Raw genomic sequence first — 13128 nt, forward strand, 5'->3', positions numbered from 1 at the left:
CAAAATGACCGAAAAAAAAGGCTGGAAATGGTATAGAGAGCCTGTCTCAATACCAAAATGACCGAAAAAAAAGGCTGGAAATGGTATAGAGAGCCTGTCTCAATACCATTTTGGCCGTAAAAAAAGCTGGAAATGGTATAGAGAGCCGGTCTCAATACCAAAATGACCGTAAAAAAGGTCGGAAATGGTATAGAGAGCCTGTTTCAATACCATTTTGGCCGTAAAAAAAGCCGGAAATGGTATAGAGAGCCTGTCTCAATACCATTTTGGCCGTAAAAAAGCTGGAAATGGTATAGAGAGCCGGTCTCACTACCAAAATGACCGTAAAAAAGGTCGGAAATGGTATAGAGAGCCGGTCTCACTACCAAAATGACTGTAAAAAAGGTCGGAAATGATATAGAGAGCCGGTCTCAATACCAAAATGACCGTAAAAAAGGGTGGAAATGGTATAGAGAGCCGGTCTCACTACCAAAATGACTGTAAAAAAGGTCGGAAATGGTATTGAGAGGTTCTCGACGATTATAAACGCTTAAACCCTTCCTCTTCCAAGTACTCCAATGCTTCTTCGTATGTATTAAACGTGTTATCAAGGTTTAAACCGGAATATATATTCCACATTTCATCCTCGTTCAAAAGGATGAGGCTGTGTCCCTCTTGATCCATCCATTTTTCTTCGATTTCATCCCCGATGATGGCTGCTTCAATATCGGAGTTTGGAGAAAGAGAAAGAATAGCTTTTTGAATAACTGACCGAAGCTCCTCACGAGAAAAATCTCGGATATTCACCATTCCTTTTTCATCTGTATCATAATCCTGCAATAGTTCTGCGTACACAAATCCGTTCCCGTTTGGATGCAAATGGTACACGACATTTTTTTTATCAGAAATACTATAAGGGAAATGAAAATTTACTCGACCTAGGGAGACATTTTTTCTTTCAAGTTCAGGAAATGATTCAATTATTGCCATTTTTTCTTCAAAAGTAAGCAAACTATATTCACATCTTTCTAAAAAGAATTTTGGTTTATTATAGCATATATAGGGTTTCTCATAGTAAATTGACCGTAATCCAAAATTATCCATAGGTATTAAGGTTCGAAGATGGTAAAATTAAACTCAATTACAAAAAAAATCTACAAAATTCAACAAAAAACTACTTTAAACTCCATAGTTTTCGTTTACAATGGACATAAAGACCTTTTTTTGATAGTTCGATTCTCCCATTATTACTAAGGAGCTACATTATGGACTTAGAGAATAATTTTAACTATAAATTAATTAATGAAGAAATAAAAGCGACTAAGCTTTTTTTATGGCTGTTTTTTATCATATTTTTTATTTATGAACTGTTTTATTATTTCCTAATTCCCTTAATGTCTAAAGGTAAAATTGAAAATATATATACTGAGGGATTAGGTTATTGGTTCCATTTATTAGTAATTGGATTATTACCATTGGCAATTTATTATTTGAAAAGTAATCAACCCTGGAGGACAAAATATGTTATTATTTTCGGCTATAATTTAATCGATTTTATCGTTGCCCTAACCATTTATGTAGGCCATGATATGGAATTTAAATCAGGCAATATAGTCGAATTATTGTTCCTTCTATTTTCACCTATATTTTTAAATAAAAGGTTTTTCTGGTTCTCTTATGGGACTTTAATATTGAAATTAGCCTTATTAGGATTGATTTTACATGACATAGCCCTTTTACATGGGATAGTAATTATGACTGTTTTGGCGGGAATTGCGTATATATTTTTATATCGGTTTTTATCCTATATTAATTCATTAGAGAAGGTTAACGAGGATCTTAGGAATAATGAAAAATTGGCAGCAGTTGGCCAATTAGCGACTTCGATTGGACATGAAATTAGAAATCCATTAGCAGCATTAAAAGGTTTTACCCAGCTTCAATATGAAAAATATCCTGATGATAAAGGCTTTTTTCAAATTATGGAGAATGAAATTGAAAGAATGAATCTTATCGTTAATGATCTAATGTACATTGGGAAACCGAAATCACTATCATTACTGAAGCATGATCTTAGGGACATAATTAATTATGTAGTAACGATTTTAAGCCAGATAGCAGGGTTAAATCAAGTAGGCTTTAAGGTAGACCTGGATAATTCTCCAATGATTTTATGTGATGGTAACCAGCTCAAACAGGTTTTTATAAATCTGATAAAAAATTCAATTGAATCGATGCCAACTGGCGGCAGCGTTACAATCTCATCTAAAAATGCTTATGAATATTTGATTATTCGAATCGAAGATGAGGGGCTAGGTATTGAAAAAGAAAAAATAGCTATGCTAGGACAACCCTTTTTTTCAACCAAACAGGATGGAAATGGTCTCGGGTTGATGGTTAGTATGAGTATTATTGAAAAGCATAATGGGAAAATAGTTTTTGATAGTAAACCTGGAAAGGGAACTACGGTGGAGGTATACTTACCAATTTGATATAAAAAATAAATTATCAGAGGTATCTCATGAAAAAATATAACCGAAATTCAGCACTCAGAAATGAAGAGCAGAGAACAAATATTTGGTTTATTACATTGTTCTATTTAATTTTAACGACTTATGATGCATTCTACTACTTTATCAGACCAAAATATTTACTTGGGCGTGAAGAAGTTGGGTTTCCAAACGCTTCTTATTATTGGATTTATGTTATTATGTTTGGGATCATACCTTTGATTTTTTATCTAAATAAAAATAAAAAGGAATATTTAATAAAATATATCTATTCGATTTCTTATATTATTTTAATTTTTATCACCGAATTAATTACTTATTTTGGAAAAGATATTCAGTATAATAGCGGGAATTTAGCTGAACTATTTTTAGTATTATTTGCCCCGATTTTTGTTAATAGCAGGTTTCTTTGGATAGTTGTTTTAGGAACAATGTCAAAATATATTTTGTTAACCTTGTGCCTTAGTTCACCTGAAACGTTATTTGCTGCTACCATCGTATTCATCTTGGCTGTAATCTCGTTTATACTATTAAACCGTTTTAAAGGTTATGTAGCAGCAGTAAAAAGCTCTTATAATCAGCAATTAGAAGGAATTGTTAAAGGTGTAATTGCTACACTTGAGTTAAAAGACCCTTATACTCGCGGTCATAGTGAAAGGGTAGCTGGGTATGCACAAATTCTTGCGAGGGAAACTGGGTTATTTTCTAAAGATCAGTTGGAAGGGTTTTATTATGCATGCCTTTTACATGATATTGGAAAAATCCATATCCCAGATCAAATTCTGGCAAAACCCTCTAAATTAACAACCGAGGAATACGAAGTGATCAAATCCCACCCAGTGGTTGGTGCAGAAGCAGTTAAGGATGTTGAAGGTTTAACTGAAAATATTGATGTAATTCGCTCCCACCATGAAAGATGGGATGGAAAAGGCTACCCAGACTGTTTAAAGGGAACAGAAATACCAATTCTAGCTAGAGTTGTAGCAATTGCGGATGCATTTGATGCGATGACCTCCTCAAGATCTTATCGCTCTGCCATGCCTTTAGCTGAAGCATATCAGAATATCATTGAAGGAAAAGGAACTCAGTTTGACCCTGAGTTAGTTGAAGAGTTTGTGAAGGTTTTTCCTCAATGGACAAAATTTCATAATAGTATCCAGTAGATTAATAGACAGCTTATGGTACAATAGAAAAGAAGTATATTTTACGAGAGGTGATACACTTGAAGATTCGTAAATTATCGAAAATAAAATTAACTTGTTGGGTTTGTAATTGGTGGGGGAAACCTTGATCACGAGAGGGATGCAATTTATATTGCATCCTTTTATTTTTTTAATCTAATATAAAGCGGTGTCGCCAATGAAGCTGTCTTTTGATTCCAAAATAAAATTACATCCATTAAATATAAGAAAAGAAGCCAAACATTTTGTTGTTGAGGACCAGTTAACCGGTGAATTCTTTGAAATGCCGGAAGTCTGTATCATTGCTATTCAGAAGATAACCGAACAGGTTCCTTTAGAAATCATAGAAACAGAGCTAAAATATTCTTTTCCTAATGAGGACGTCGATATACTTGAATTCGTGAACCAATTAATTGAACTTGAAATGATAGAAGAAATTGATGGAGAAAAGGTTGAAATAGAAGAGCGGAAGCAAGAAAAGCTTGGATTAACAAGTATTTCTCCTTGGGTCGGTCAGTTATTTTTTAATAAAACGACAAAAGTCATTTACTCCATCCTATTCCTTTTCTGTGTGTCACTATTGGTTTGGAAACCTAGTTTATTCCCGCATTATAAAGACTTGTTTGTTTTTGATGCGATGTATCAAAATATTTTCCTATGGATTTTGGTCGGTACATTGCTAGTATTGATACATGAGTTGGGGCATATTTTGGCTGCTAGAGCTTATGAATTGCCAACTAGGCTAGATGTGAGTCATCGTTTATTTTTTGTCGTCTTAGAAACAGACCTTTCACTTGCTTGGAAGTTGGCACCGAAAGATCGAATTTTTATCTATTTAGCCGGAATCTGTTTTGATACCGTTCTACTTTTTGCTGCTCTTATTGTACAGGCAATCATCCCGCAAGCGGATAATTTGGTGAGTGGCATATTGGCCTTTATCGTATTAGATGTTTTCATCCGTTTTATTTATCAATGTGGTGTGTATATGAAAACTGATTTTTATTATGTGCTTGAAAACCTGACTGGATCGTATAATCTAATGGAAAATGCTAAAAGGTTTATTTTTAATAAAAAACAAGAGGTTATTGCGTTTGCAGGAGAGAAAAAGATTATTCTAACCTATACGGTTTTCTATTTTGTTGGTATCTTTCTTACGTTGTTACTTTTCGTCTTTTTTTACATCCCACAAATGATCTTTGCCGTAGTTAAAGTAGCTCCTGGGTTAGCATCACCTATAAAAAGTGTTGCCTTTTTGGATGCGATCTTCGTTATACTGCAAATAACGATAGGGATCATTATGTTATTGTACTCATGGAGAAAAACCTATCGAGGAAAAGCACGAGAACAAGCAAATTGATGGTTGCACAAACTGGGGCTTTTCATTACACTTACTGTTATTAACGTTTGAATGATTCGGAGCGAATAGAATGAGAAATGACACATATGAGATTATGGAGGTTTGTTTGCTGGCAGGTAAATTGATGCTGCAATGTGGGGCGGAAACCTATCGAGTAGAAGACACCATGATGCGGATAGCCGCTTCGTATGGAATCGAACATTCCCATAGTTTTGTGACGCCTACTGGAATTATTTTTACCATCGAAGAGCAAGAGCAGATAAAAACCAAGTTGCTTCGGATAGCTGATCGGACAACCGATTTAACAAAGGTAGCCCAAGTGAACAGCATTTCTAGAAAAATTAGCAGCGGTGAACTAACAGTTACTGATGCGAAAAAGCAGCTTAAGGATATTGAAAGTTCAAAGCTTTCATACCCGTTGTGGATCCAAGTTATTGCCGCTTCCATTTCAAGTGCGTGTTTTGTGATTATGTTTCAGGGAAAATGGATAGATTTTATCCCCGCCTTCGTAACAGGTGGGATAGGGTATATCATTTTTGTTTTTTTACATCGAGTTGTTGCTATTAAGTTTTTTGCCGAATTTGTTTCGGCTACGGTAATGGGGCTATTGTCATTTTTAATCGTATCGCAAGGGTTTGGCTTACAAATAGATAAAATCATTATTGGCTCTGTGATGCCGCTTGTGCCTGGACTATTAATTACCAATGCCGTTCGTGATTTAATGGCAGGCCATCTAGTATCCGGTTTATCTAAAGGGGCCGAGGCAATTTTAACCGCTTTTGCCATTGGCGCGGGAATTGCAGTCGTATTATCATTTTTGTAGGGGGATAAGGTATGAGTGCATGGGAGCAGGTTATCACAAGTTTTATTGCAACAGGTGCGTTTGGAATTCTGTTCAATATCCCTAAGCAATCCCTAATAAAATGTGGATTTGTTGGATTAATTGGCTGGATGATTTATTTTTCGTTAGCGAAAATGCAAATGGATGTGGTTTTTGCCACTTTCTTAGCATCTATCTCTATCGGGGTGATGAGTCAAGTCTTTGCCAGAATATATCGTGCCCCTAGTATTATTTTCAGTGTATCCGGGATTATTCCACTGGTCCCAGGTGGAATGGCCTATAATGCAATGAGGCATTTCGTTGAAAATGATTATTATATTGCTACAACATTAGCAGCTAAGGCATTAATGATTTCAGGTGCCATTGCCTTTGGGCTTGTTTTTTCAGAAGTTATCAATCAAGTAATTCGTAAGGCAAGGTTGAATGAACTTGTACAAAAGAATCATAGTTGAAAAAACCTGAGGCCAAAGGTCCTCAGGTTTTTTTAGGGGAAGGAGAATGTGAATATCTAAATATTTTGCGCGTATCTTTCATCAGGAATTTTATTTAACATCACATATAAACTAGTTGGTTCATTGCCAGTATTTTTAAAGGCCAATTCTTCTTCAGCCGAAGTATGAATGGCATCATTTGTTTGTACCTCGGTATCCACACCATCAATGGTAAAAGTGCCACTCCCATTTAGAACGAGTAAGTAAACTTCTGTACCTGGGTGTTTATGAGCTGGTAAAGTTTGCCCTGGCATGAAATTTAGCACAAATACAGTGCTGTCACCTTTTTTGTAAATAATCCGTTTCGTGAATTTCTCTTCGCTATATTCCAAATGCTCTTGAAGTGATTTTTTTTCCATGATGATCTCCTCCAATAGGTAAGTTTGTCTCGGCTTTATGTATCCATGATAACCAATTTCAGTTTATTCGAAATTGATTTATATCAAATTAACCGGAAGAATTTTTGAAAAAGGTGATATAAGGCACACTCTGATTTATGAAAATAGTCTACCCTAAAAGCAAAGGTATGATGAAAGGAGAGATTTGTTATGTGTTGTGGTAAACATCAACATACCAACTCTTGTGTCCATTCTGTTCCGGTTTTCAAAGGATTGAGTGTAGAGGAGATGGGAGACCTAGGTGCCGCGATAAAAAGCCGGACATATTTAAAAGGTGAATACGTCTTTCGTGAAGGTGACCCATCTGACGCTTTGGTTGTCGTCCATCAAGGAACAATTAAAGTATCCAAAGTGAATGATGAAGGCAAAGAACAAATCATCCGAATTTTGTTCCCAGGTGATTTTTTTGGACAATATTCTTTGTTAGATAATAAAAATCATTATGCCGATGCGCAATGTTTAGAAGAAACAAACGTCTGTTTCTTGCATAAGACTGATTTCAAGAAAATTTTAGAGCGAAACCCTTCGATGGCCATGAACTTTATGATGGCACTAAGTGAAATGCTGCAAATCGCTGACGAATGGATTGGGACCATTAGCTTAATGGAGGTCGAACGAAGATTAGCAAAAGCTCTGTTGTTATTTATGGAAAGGGAAAATGATGATGATTATTTCCAACTGCCAGTTCCCAAAAAAGACTTTGCTTCTTTAATCGGAGCTACCCCGGAAACCTTAAGCCGAAAATTAGTAAACCTTCAATCTACTGAAGTGATCGAACTGGACGGCCGACGAGGCATCCGCTTGTTAGATATCGACAAACTAAAAGAAATAGCAGGACAATAAAAAAAGGAGCTTTAACGCTTTAAAACGTTAGAGCTCCTTTTTATTTAAGGCTATTTTCGAATATATATTGTTGCTTTTCGTATAAGTTCTTTCAACCGTATAATATTTTGTTTCGTGGGCATCTTTTCGTAAAATAGTATGCGAAAATCGCCCGGATACACTGCAAATGAACTATATAGTGCACCGTTAGCAACAAAGTTTACGAAAAGAGCCTTATTTAATGTTTAAGTACTAGGATACGAAAGTGCTCGGGTTCGATTTCGTTGACGACGGCATTTAAGCCCATACTTTCGACTGCTGCGACAAGTGGCTGCCCTGGTAATGGCAAATGAATTTCAATCACAGTTCCTGTTTCTGCTTCTTTAATAAATTCAAGTATTTGTGTACGTGGATGAATCCCTTGCTTTATTAATTCTCTTGCATCGATAATGGCTCTTGTACCTTCCCGTTGAACGTTTAACATAGCGAATCCCCTCCCATTCATTTTCTTTATCTTACCTATCTCCTCCACTCTATTCATTGATTTATATCAAGAAAAAATAGTCTAACTATTTCAAATAATGGCAATAGACGTTAAAATAAAACAGTACTATTAATATTTCGTTTTTCTAAAGAACTTAAGAAGTCAGGTGAATCGCTCGTGCCAAAAGTATTTTCATTTTTAAAGCCTTATCGATTACATATCAGTATTGCCCTCTTTTTAATGCTATTGGAGTTAATGGTGGAGCTTGTACAACCTTTGCTTATGTCAAAAATTATTGATGAAGGCATTATGAATCGGGACCTTAATCATGTCCTAATGTGGGGAGGAATCATGCTCGCCATTTCCTTGATTGCGTTTATTTCAGGAGTTGTAAACTCCTTTTACGCAGCACATACCGCCCAAAGCTTTGGTCAAGAGGTAAGGAATCAGCTTTTTATGAAGGTTCAATCCTTTTCGTTTTCCCAATTAAATCGATTTCCAGCATCATCCCTTATTACAAGAATGACTAATGATGTCACACAAATCCAAAATACTGTATTTATGAGTCTGCGGATTATGCTTCGCGCACCATTGTTAGTTTTAGGTGGTGTGGGGATGGCTCTAACCGTTAATGTCAAATTAGCTCTAATCTTCGTCCTTCTCATACCCTTTTTAGTATTGTTTATGGTTTGGGCAATGAAAAAGGCAGGTGTTCTATTTAAGGCAGTTCAAGGGAAATTAGACAGAGTAAACGGTGTTATGAGAGAAAACCTTGCGGGAATGCGCGTCATCAAAGCTTTTTACCGTGGTCGACATGAAGAAAATCGGTTTAGTCATTCTAATGGAGAATTAATGGAAAAAACAATGTCGTCATTAAGATTGATTGAATTTACCATGCCTGCCTTAATGTTGGTGATGAATCTTAGCCTAATTTTCGTTTTGTGGTATGGACATTTTGACTTAAGTAGAGGCAATCTTCGAGTGGGTGAAGTCGTCGCTGTCATCCAATACGGAACAAGGGTCTCAATGGCTCTTTCCCTTCTTTCAATGATTGTGATGGTATTTTCCCGCGCTAAAGCATCAACAGAGCGTATTGATGAAATTTTAATTATGGAAGAGGATGAACATGAAACCAATACTAAACAACCATCCTTTGAAATAAACGGAGCAGTCGAGTTCAACAATGTCAGCTTCTGTTATCCAGGTACCATTACACCAGTATTAGAAAATGTGTCCTTTCATGCTAGACCAGGTGAGACAGTTGCCATCATGGGTGCGACCGGTTCAGGAAAAACCTCGTTGGTTCAGTTAATCCTACGTCTATACAATCCGGACGAAGGCGCAGTTCTTGTTGATGGGGAAAATATCTATAGTTTAGATGTCGAACAGCTTAGAAGACAAATAGGATTTGTTCCCCAGGAAGGCTTTTTGTTTACCGGAACCATTAAAGAAAACTTAGCTTGGGGGAAGGAAGATCTTTCGAACGAGGAAATGCTAGAAGCGACAACCGATGCGCAAATCCATGAAACCATCATGAAATTACCAAACCAATATTTAACGCGGATTGGCCAAAAAGGGGTTAATTTATCGGGTGGACAAAAGCAACGCATCTCCATTGCACGAGCGTTGGTACGTAAACCAAAAATCTTAATCCTAGATGACAGTACTAGTGCATTAGATTTAAAAACAGAGGCAAAATTGCTTGCCGCACTGAAAACATATACATGTACTACGTTTCTCATTACGCAAAAGGTAAGCTCAGCAAAAGAGGCTGATAAAATTCTCCTATTAGATGAGGGTCGCCTTCTTGCAAATGGAACGCACGAACAACTAATGGAGAATTCATCCCTGTACCAACAAATCTATCAATCACAATTTGAAGAGGGGGAAAACCGTCATGCTTAATGAGCTTCTAAAACCCTTTCGTTATCAAAAAATGACTGGTCGATATTTAGACAATACCAATCGAACGAAAAAAGGACCGAAATCTAAGAATTTTGCAGGAACGCTAAAAAGAATTTGGCGACTGTTATCGTTTGAAAAGGGGCTCCTTTTTACAGTCCTATTTTTTGTTCTCCTCAGTTCCGGTTTAGGTTTACTTGGCCCTTACTTAATTGGTTATGCTGTCGACCATTATATTGTCGGTAAAAAAGAATCCGGCATGACATTATTGTTAACTTCGTTAGCGGCTGTGTACTTTTTCTATTCTCTTACGTTATGGCTGCAAAACTATTGGATGATTGGGATTGCCCAACGGACGGTTTATAAGCTACGTTCAAGTTTATTCCGGCATTTACATCGATTGCCAATCAGTTTTTTTGATAAGCGCCAGCATGGGGAATTAATGAGCCGAATGACCAACGACATCGAAAATGTCAGTTCTACCCTTAATAGCTCGGTCATCCAGGTCTTCTCAAGTATATTAACATTGGTTGGTACCGTCACTGTCATGGTCTGGTTAAGCCCATTTTTAACGCTGATTACCTTATTAATTGTACCGTTGATGTTCCTGGGGATGAAATGGATCACTAATCGAACAAGCGAGTTATTCAAGTTGCAGCAACGGAATATTGGTGAGATCAATGGGTTTATTGAAGAGACCATTTCCGGCCAACGAATTATCAAAGCCTTTTCGCAGGAAAAAAAGGTAAGTGAAGAATTTCAGGTGAAAAATAATCGTTTAAAGGAATCCGGCTTTTGGGCACAGACGTATTCCGGTTTCATTCCGAAACTAATGAATTTGCTAAATAACCTGAGCTTCACGATTATTGCCGGGATTGGTGGCGTTTTTGCGCTTAAAGGATATATCTCGGTTGGGGTCATGGTTATTTTTACGGAGTATTCCCGTCAATTTACTAGACCGCTCAATGATTTAGCGAATCAATTCAACACACTCCTATCTGCTGTTGCAGGGGCGGAGCGCGTATTTGAAATTTTAGATGAAAAAGAAGAAGAGCCAGAGAGAGCCCAATTTGCTGAATTAAAAAATGTGAGAGGGGAAGTTGAATTTAGAAAAGTTTCCTTTTCGTATGAAAAAGGAGGGGACACCCTCACGGCGATTAACTTTACCGCTAAGAAAGGGGAAACTATTGCCCTCGTTGGGCCAACCGGTGCTGGAAAATCGACGATTCTTAATTTGCTAACCTGTTTTTACGAACCAAATGCGGGGGAAATTACCATTGATGGAGTTCCAATTTCCTCGGTTAGACGTCAAAACTTACGTGAGCAAATGGCATTTGTCTTGCAGGATCCATTCCTTTTCCATGGGACCATACGTGAAAATATTCGCTATGGGAGACTTGATGCAAGCGATGAGGAGGTCGAAGAGGCTGCTCGTTTGGCAAATGCCCATTCTTTTATCTTGAAGCTTCCGAATCAGTATGAGACAGTGCTAACCCAAGAAGGAAGCGGCATAAGCCAAGGGCAAAAACAATTGCTCTCTATCGCTCGAGCGTTAGTGGCCAACCCGAAAATCTTAGTTTTAGATGAAGCAACAAGTAATATTGATACCGTTACCGAATTAAAAATTCAAGAAGCTTTACTTAGACTATTAACTGGAAGAACAAGTTTCGTGATTGCTCATCGGTTGAATACAATCCAAAAGGCCGATTGTATTTTAGTATTAAAGGATGGGCGGATCATCGAGCGAGGAAACCACATCGAACTTATCCGAAAAAATGGTTACTATGCGGAGCTTTATCAGAGTCAGTTGAAAAAAACGAATTATGCCGTAAACAGCTAACCTCATAATTGGGACAGAATAGCCAGAGGGACACTCCTCTGGCTATTTGCTACAAATTCCTTACTTGCTTTTGATATTGTTGAACAAATGTTATGTCTACTATTGTGCCAATCATTTCAGTAACGATTCCGTTTTTTTGTAGTGGTTTTAAGGAATAGAAAAATGTCCGGTCATTGTTTTGTATGGTGAATTGGACAGTCTCACCCGTATTCCATGCTCGGAAATAATAATGAACCGTATAATCCAGATCATACGGAATGACTTCTTGAATCGTCTTTCCAATGATGGCTGATGGGGAAACTCCTAGAGAATCGAGTAATCCGCCATGACAAAAGTCATACACCAGATCACCGTCTTGCTTTATCACTCGAAACAATATTCCATCTTGCTCAAGCACAATTTTCTTTACAGCACTTTCTTCAACGCTCTTCTGTTCTATTGAATTCATAGGTTCAGGGGTAAACAAAAAGCCCTTCATGATAAAATAATAGCCGCATACTTTAAAAATATGGCCAACAAAATTATCTACGTCATAAACACTTTGATAAATCGTGAATACTAATTCCGATAGAAAAAGAAAGGTGAAAGCGAGCGCATTGTATAAATGGCTTTCTTTTTTATCCATGAAATAACGATACAGCATGAGAACGATCGCTACGAAATGAAAGAAACTGACAAAATACTCGATTGTATTTTTTAGTAAAGTCGTTCCTTTTCCTTCTATAACTAGGGATGGCAAACTTTTTTCGTAATGATAAATAAATCCAATGATGAATAGTAGAACGAAACATGAAATAGTCAGAACGGCGGGCCTGAAATCCTTCTTTAGCTGTTTGTTAGGTAACAGAAGGAAGACTAATATCAGTACCGCTTCAATACTTCTAGCTACTACCCAAAACCAAGTCGCCTTAGGAATCGAACTATCCGAGAAAAAATATGGCATCCCATTAAAGGTTATGGTATGAAATAAATCAATGACTCCGACTAAGAAAAAGATCGTTGAGAGCATTAAATAACCTCTCATTTTGGTGGTGGCAAACATTCTCCAGCCATACATAAAGATGTAAGCAGAAAGAGCAATACTAATAACCTCTAGTATCGTATGAAACCCCAAGTAGTTCATGGGGTTATATATAGTCAATATATGTGGTTGGAAAATATGGATAAGTATAAAAATTAAAACGGAAAATAACGTATAGCCCATAAATTTACTTTCGGTCATTTAGTCATCACCTACTTCAAAACGATTTAATAATATTATAATCTTGCTGTCACTCTATTGAACAAATCAGATATTGAGATTTTGTGGATTTTTCCATTTTG

12 protein-coding genes are annotated in these 13128 nt (G+C 36.8%); 8 read left to right on the forward strand and 4 right to left on the reverse strand.

The window, feature by feature from the left end:
• Window positions 1–519: 519 nt before the first annotated feature.
• The gene (locus ACX9YW_RS04400; RefSeq protein ID WP_460342381.1) at window positions 520–990 is read right to left on the reverse strand and encodes a hypothetical protein; all 471 of its coding nucleotides are present in this window, start codon (window positions 988–990) and stop codon (window positions 520–522) included.
• Between the two features lie 254 nt (window positions 991–1244).
• Between ACX9YW_RS04400 and ACX9YW_RS04405 the strand changes: the two genes are divergently transcribed.
• The 5 genes from ACX9YW_RS04405 to ACX9YW_RS04425 all read left to right on the forward strand — a co-directional run bounded on the left by ACX9YW_RS04405 (window position 1245) and on the right by ACX9YW_RS04425 (window position 6320).
• Window positions 1245–2471, forward strand: a complete 1227-nt coding sequence (locus tag ACX9YW_RS04405) for an ATP-binding protein (protein ID WP_460342384.1) — start codon at window positions 1245–1247, stop codon at window positions 2469–2471.
• A 29-nt stretch (window positions 2472–2500) separates the two neighbouring features.
• A complete protein-coding gene (locus ACX9YW_RS04410; protein ID WP_460342387.1) occupies window positions 2501–3652 on the forward strand; it encodes an HD-GYP domain-containing protein in 1152 nt (383 codons plus the stop codon).
• 196 nt (window positions 3653–3848) lie between these two features.
• Window positions 3849–5027: a zinc metalloprotease gene (locus tag ACX9YW_RS04415; RefSeq protein WP_460342390.1), complete on the forward strand. Its 1179-nt coding sequence runs from the start codon at window positions 3849–3851 to the stop codon at window positions 5025–5027.
• 70 nt (window positions 5028–5097) lie between these two features.
• Complete coding sequence (locus ACX9YW_RS04420; RefSeq protein ID WP_460342393.1) at window positions 5098–5850, forward strand: threonine/serine exporter family protein; 753 nt, start codon at window positions 5098–5100, stop codon at window positions 5848–5850.
• Between the two features lie 11 nt (window positions 5851–5861).
• Window positions 5862–6320, forward strand: a complete 459-nt coding sequence (locus ACX9YW_RS04425; RefSeq protein ID WP_460342396.1) for a threonine/serine exporter family protein — start codon at window positions 5862–5864, stop codon at window positions 6318–6320.
• A gap of 56 nt (window positions 6321–6376) precedes the next feature.
• Here ACX9YW_RS04425 and ACX9YW_RS04430 read toward each other — a convergent pair whose 3' ends face one another.
• Window positions 6377–6718: a cupin domain-containing protein gene (locus ACX9YW_RS04430; protein ID WP_460342399.1), complete on the reverse strand. Its 342-nt coding sequence runs from the start codon at window positions 6716–6718 to the stop codon at window positions 6377–6379.
• Window positions 6719–6907: 189 nt separating this feature from the next.
• Here ACX9YW_RS04430 and ACX9YW_RS04435 point away from each other — a divergent pair, with 189 nt between their 5' ends.
• Window positions 6908–7600 (forward strand): Crp/Fnr family transcriptional regulator, encoded by a 693-nt coding sequence (locus ACX9YW_RS04435; RefSeq protein ID WP_460342402.1) that lies wholly within the window; start codon window positions 6908–6910, stop codon window positions 7598–7600.
• Between the two features lie 217 nt (window positions 7601–7817).
• Here the strand turns inward: ACX9YW_RS04435 and ACX9YW_RS04440 are convergent, their stop codons facing one another.
• A complete protein-coding gene (locus tag ACX9YW_RS04440) occupies window positions 7818–8063 on the reverse strand; it encodes an amino acid decarboxylase (protein WP_460342405.1) in 246 nt (81 codons plus the stop codon).
• A 177-nt stretch (window positions 8064–8240) separates the two neighbouring features.
• On the opposite strand from ACX9YW_RS04440, the gene ACX9YW_RS04445 reads away from it, so the two are divergent.
• Window positions 8241–9968, forward strand: a complete 1728-nt coding sequence (locus ACX9YW_RS04445; protein ID WP_460342408.1) for an ABC transporter ATP-binding protein — start codon at window positions 8241–8243, stop codon at window positions 9966–9968.
• Window positions 9961–11805, forward strand: coding sequence for an ABC transporter ATP-binding protein (locus ACX9YW_RS04450; RefSeq protein ID WP_460342411.1), 1845 nt, complete (start codon window positions 9961–9963; stop codon window positions 11803–11805). Before ACX9YW_RS04445 ends, ACX9YW_RS04450 begins: the two co-directional genes overlap by 8 nt.
• Before the next feature lie 49 nt (window positions 11806–11854).
• Here ACX9YW_RS04450 and ACX9YW_RS04455 read toward each other — a convergent pair whose 3' ends face one another.
• Entirely contained in the window at window positions 11855–13027 is a 1173-nt protein-coding gene (locus tag ACX9YW_RS04455; protein ID WP_460342414.1) for a membrane-associated sensor domain-containing protein, read from the reverse strand.
• Window positions 13028–13128: the final 101 nt, after the last annotated feature.

Source organism: Pseudoneobacillus rhizolycopersici (genome assembly GCF_054786815.1).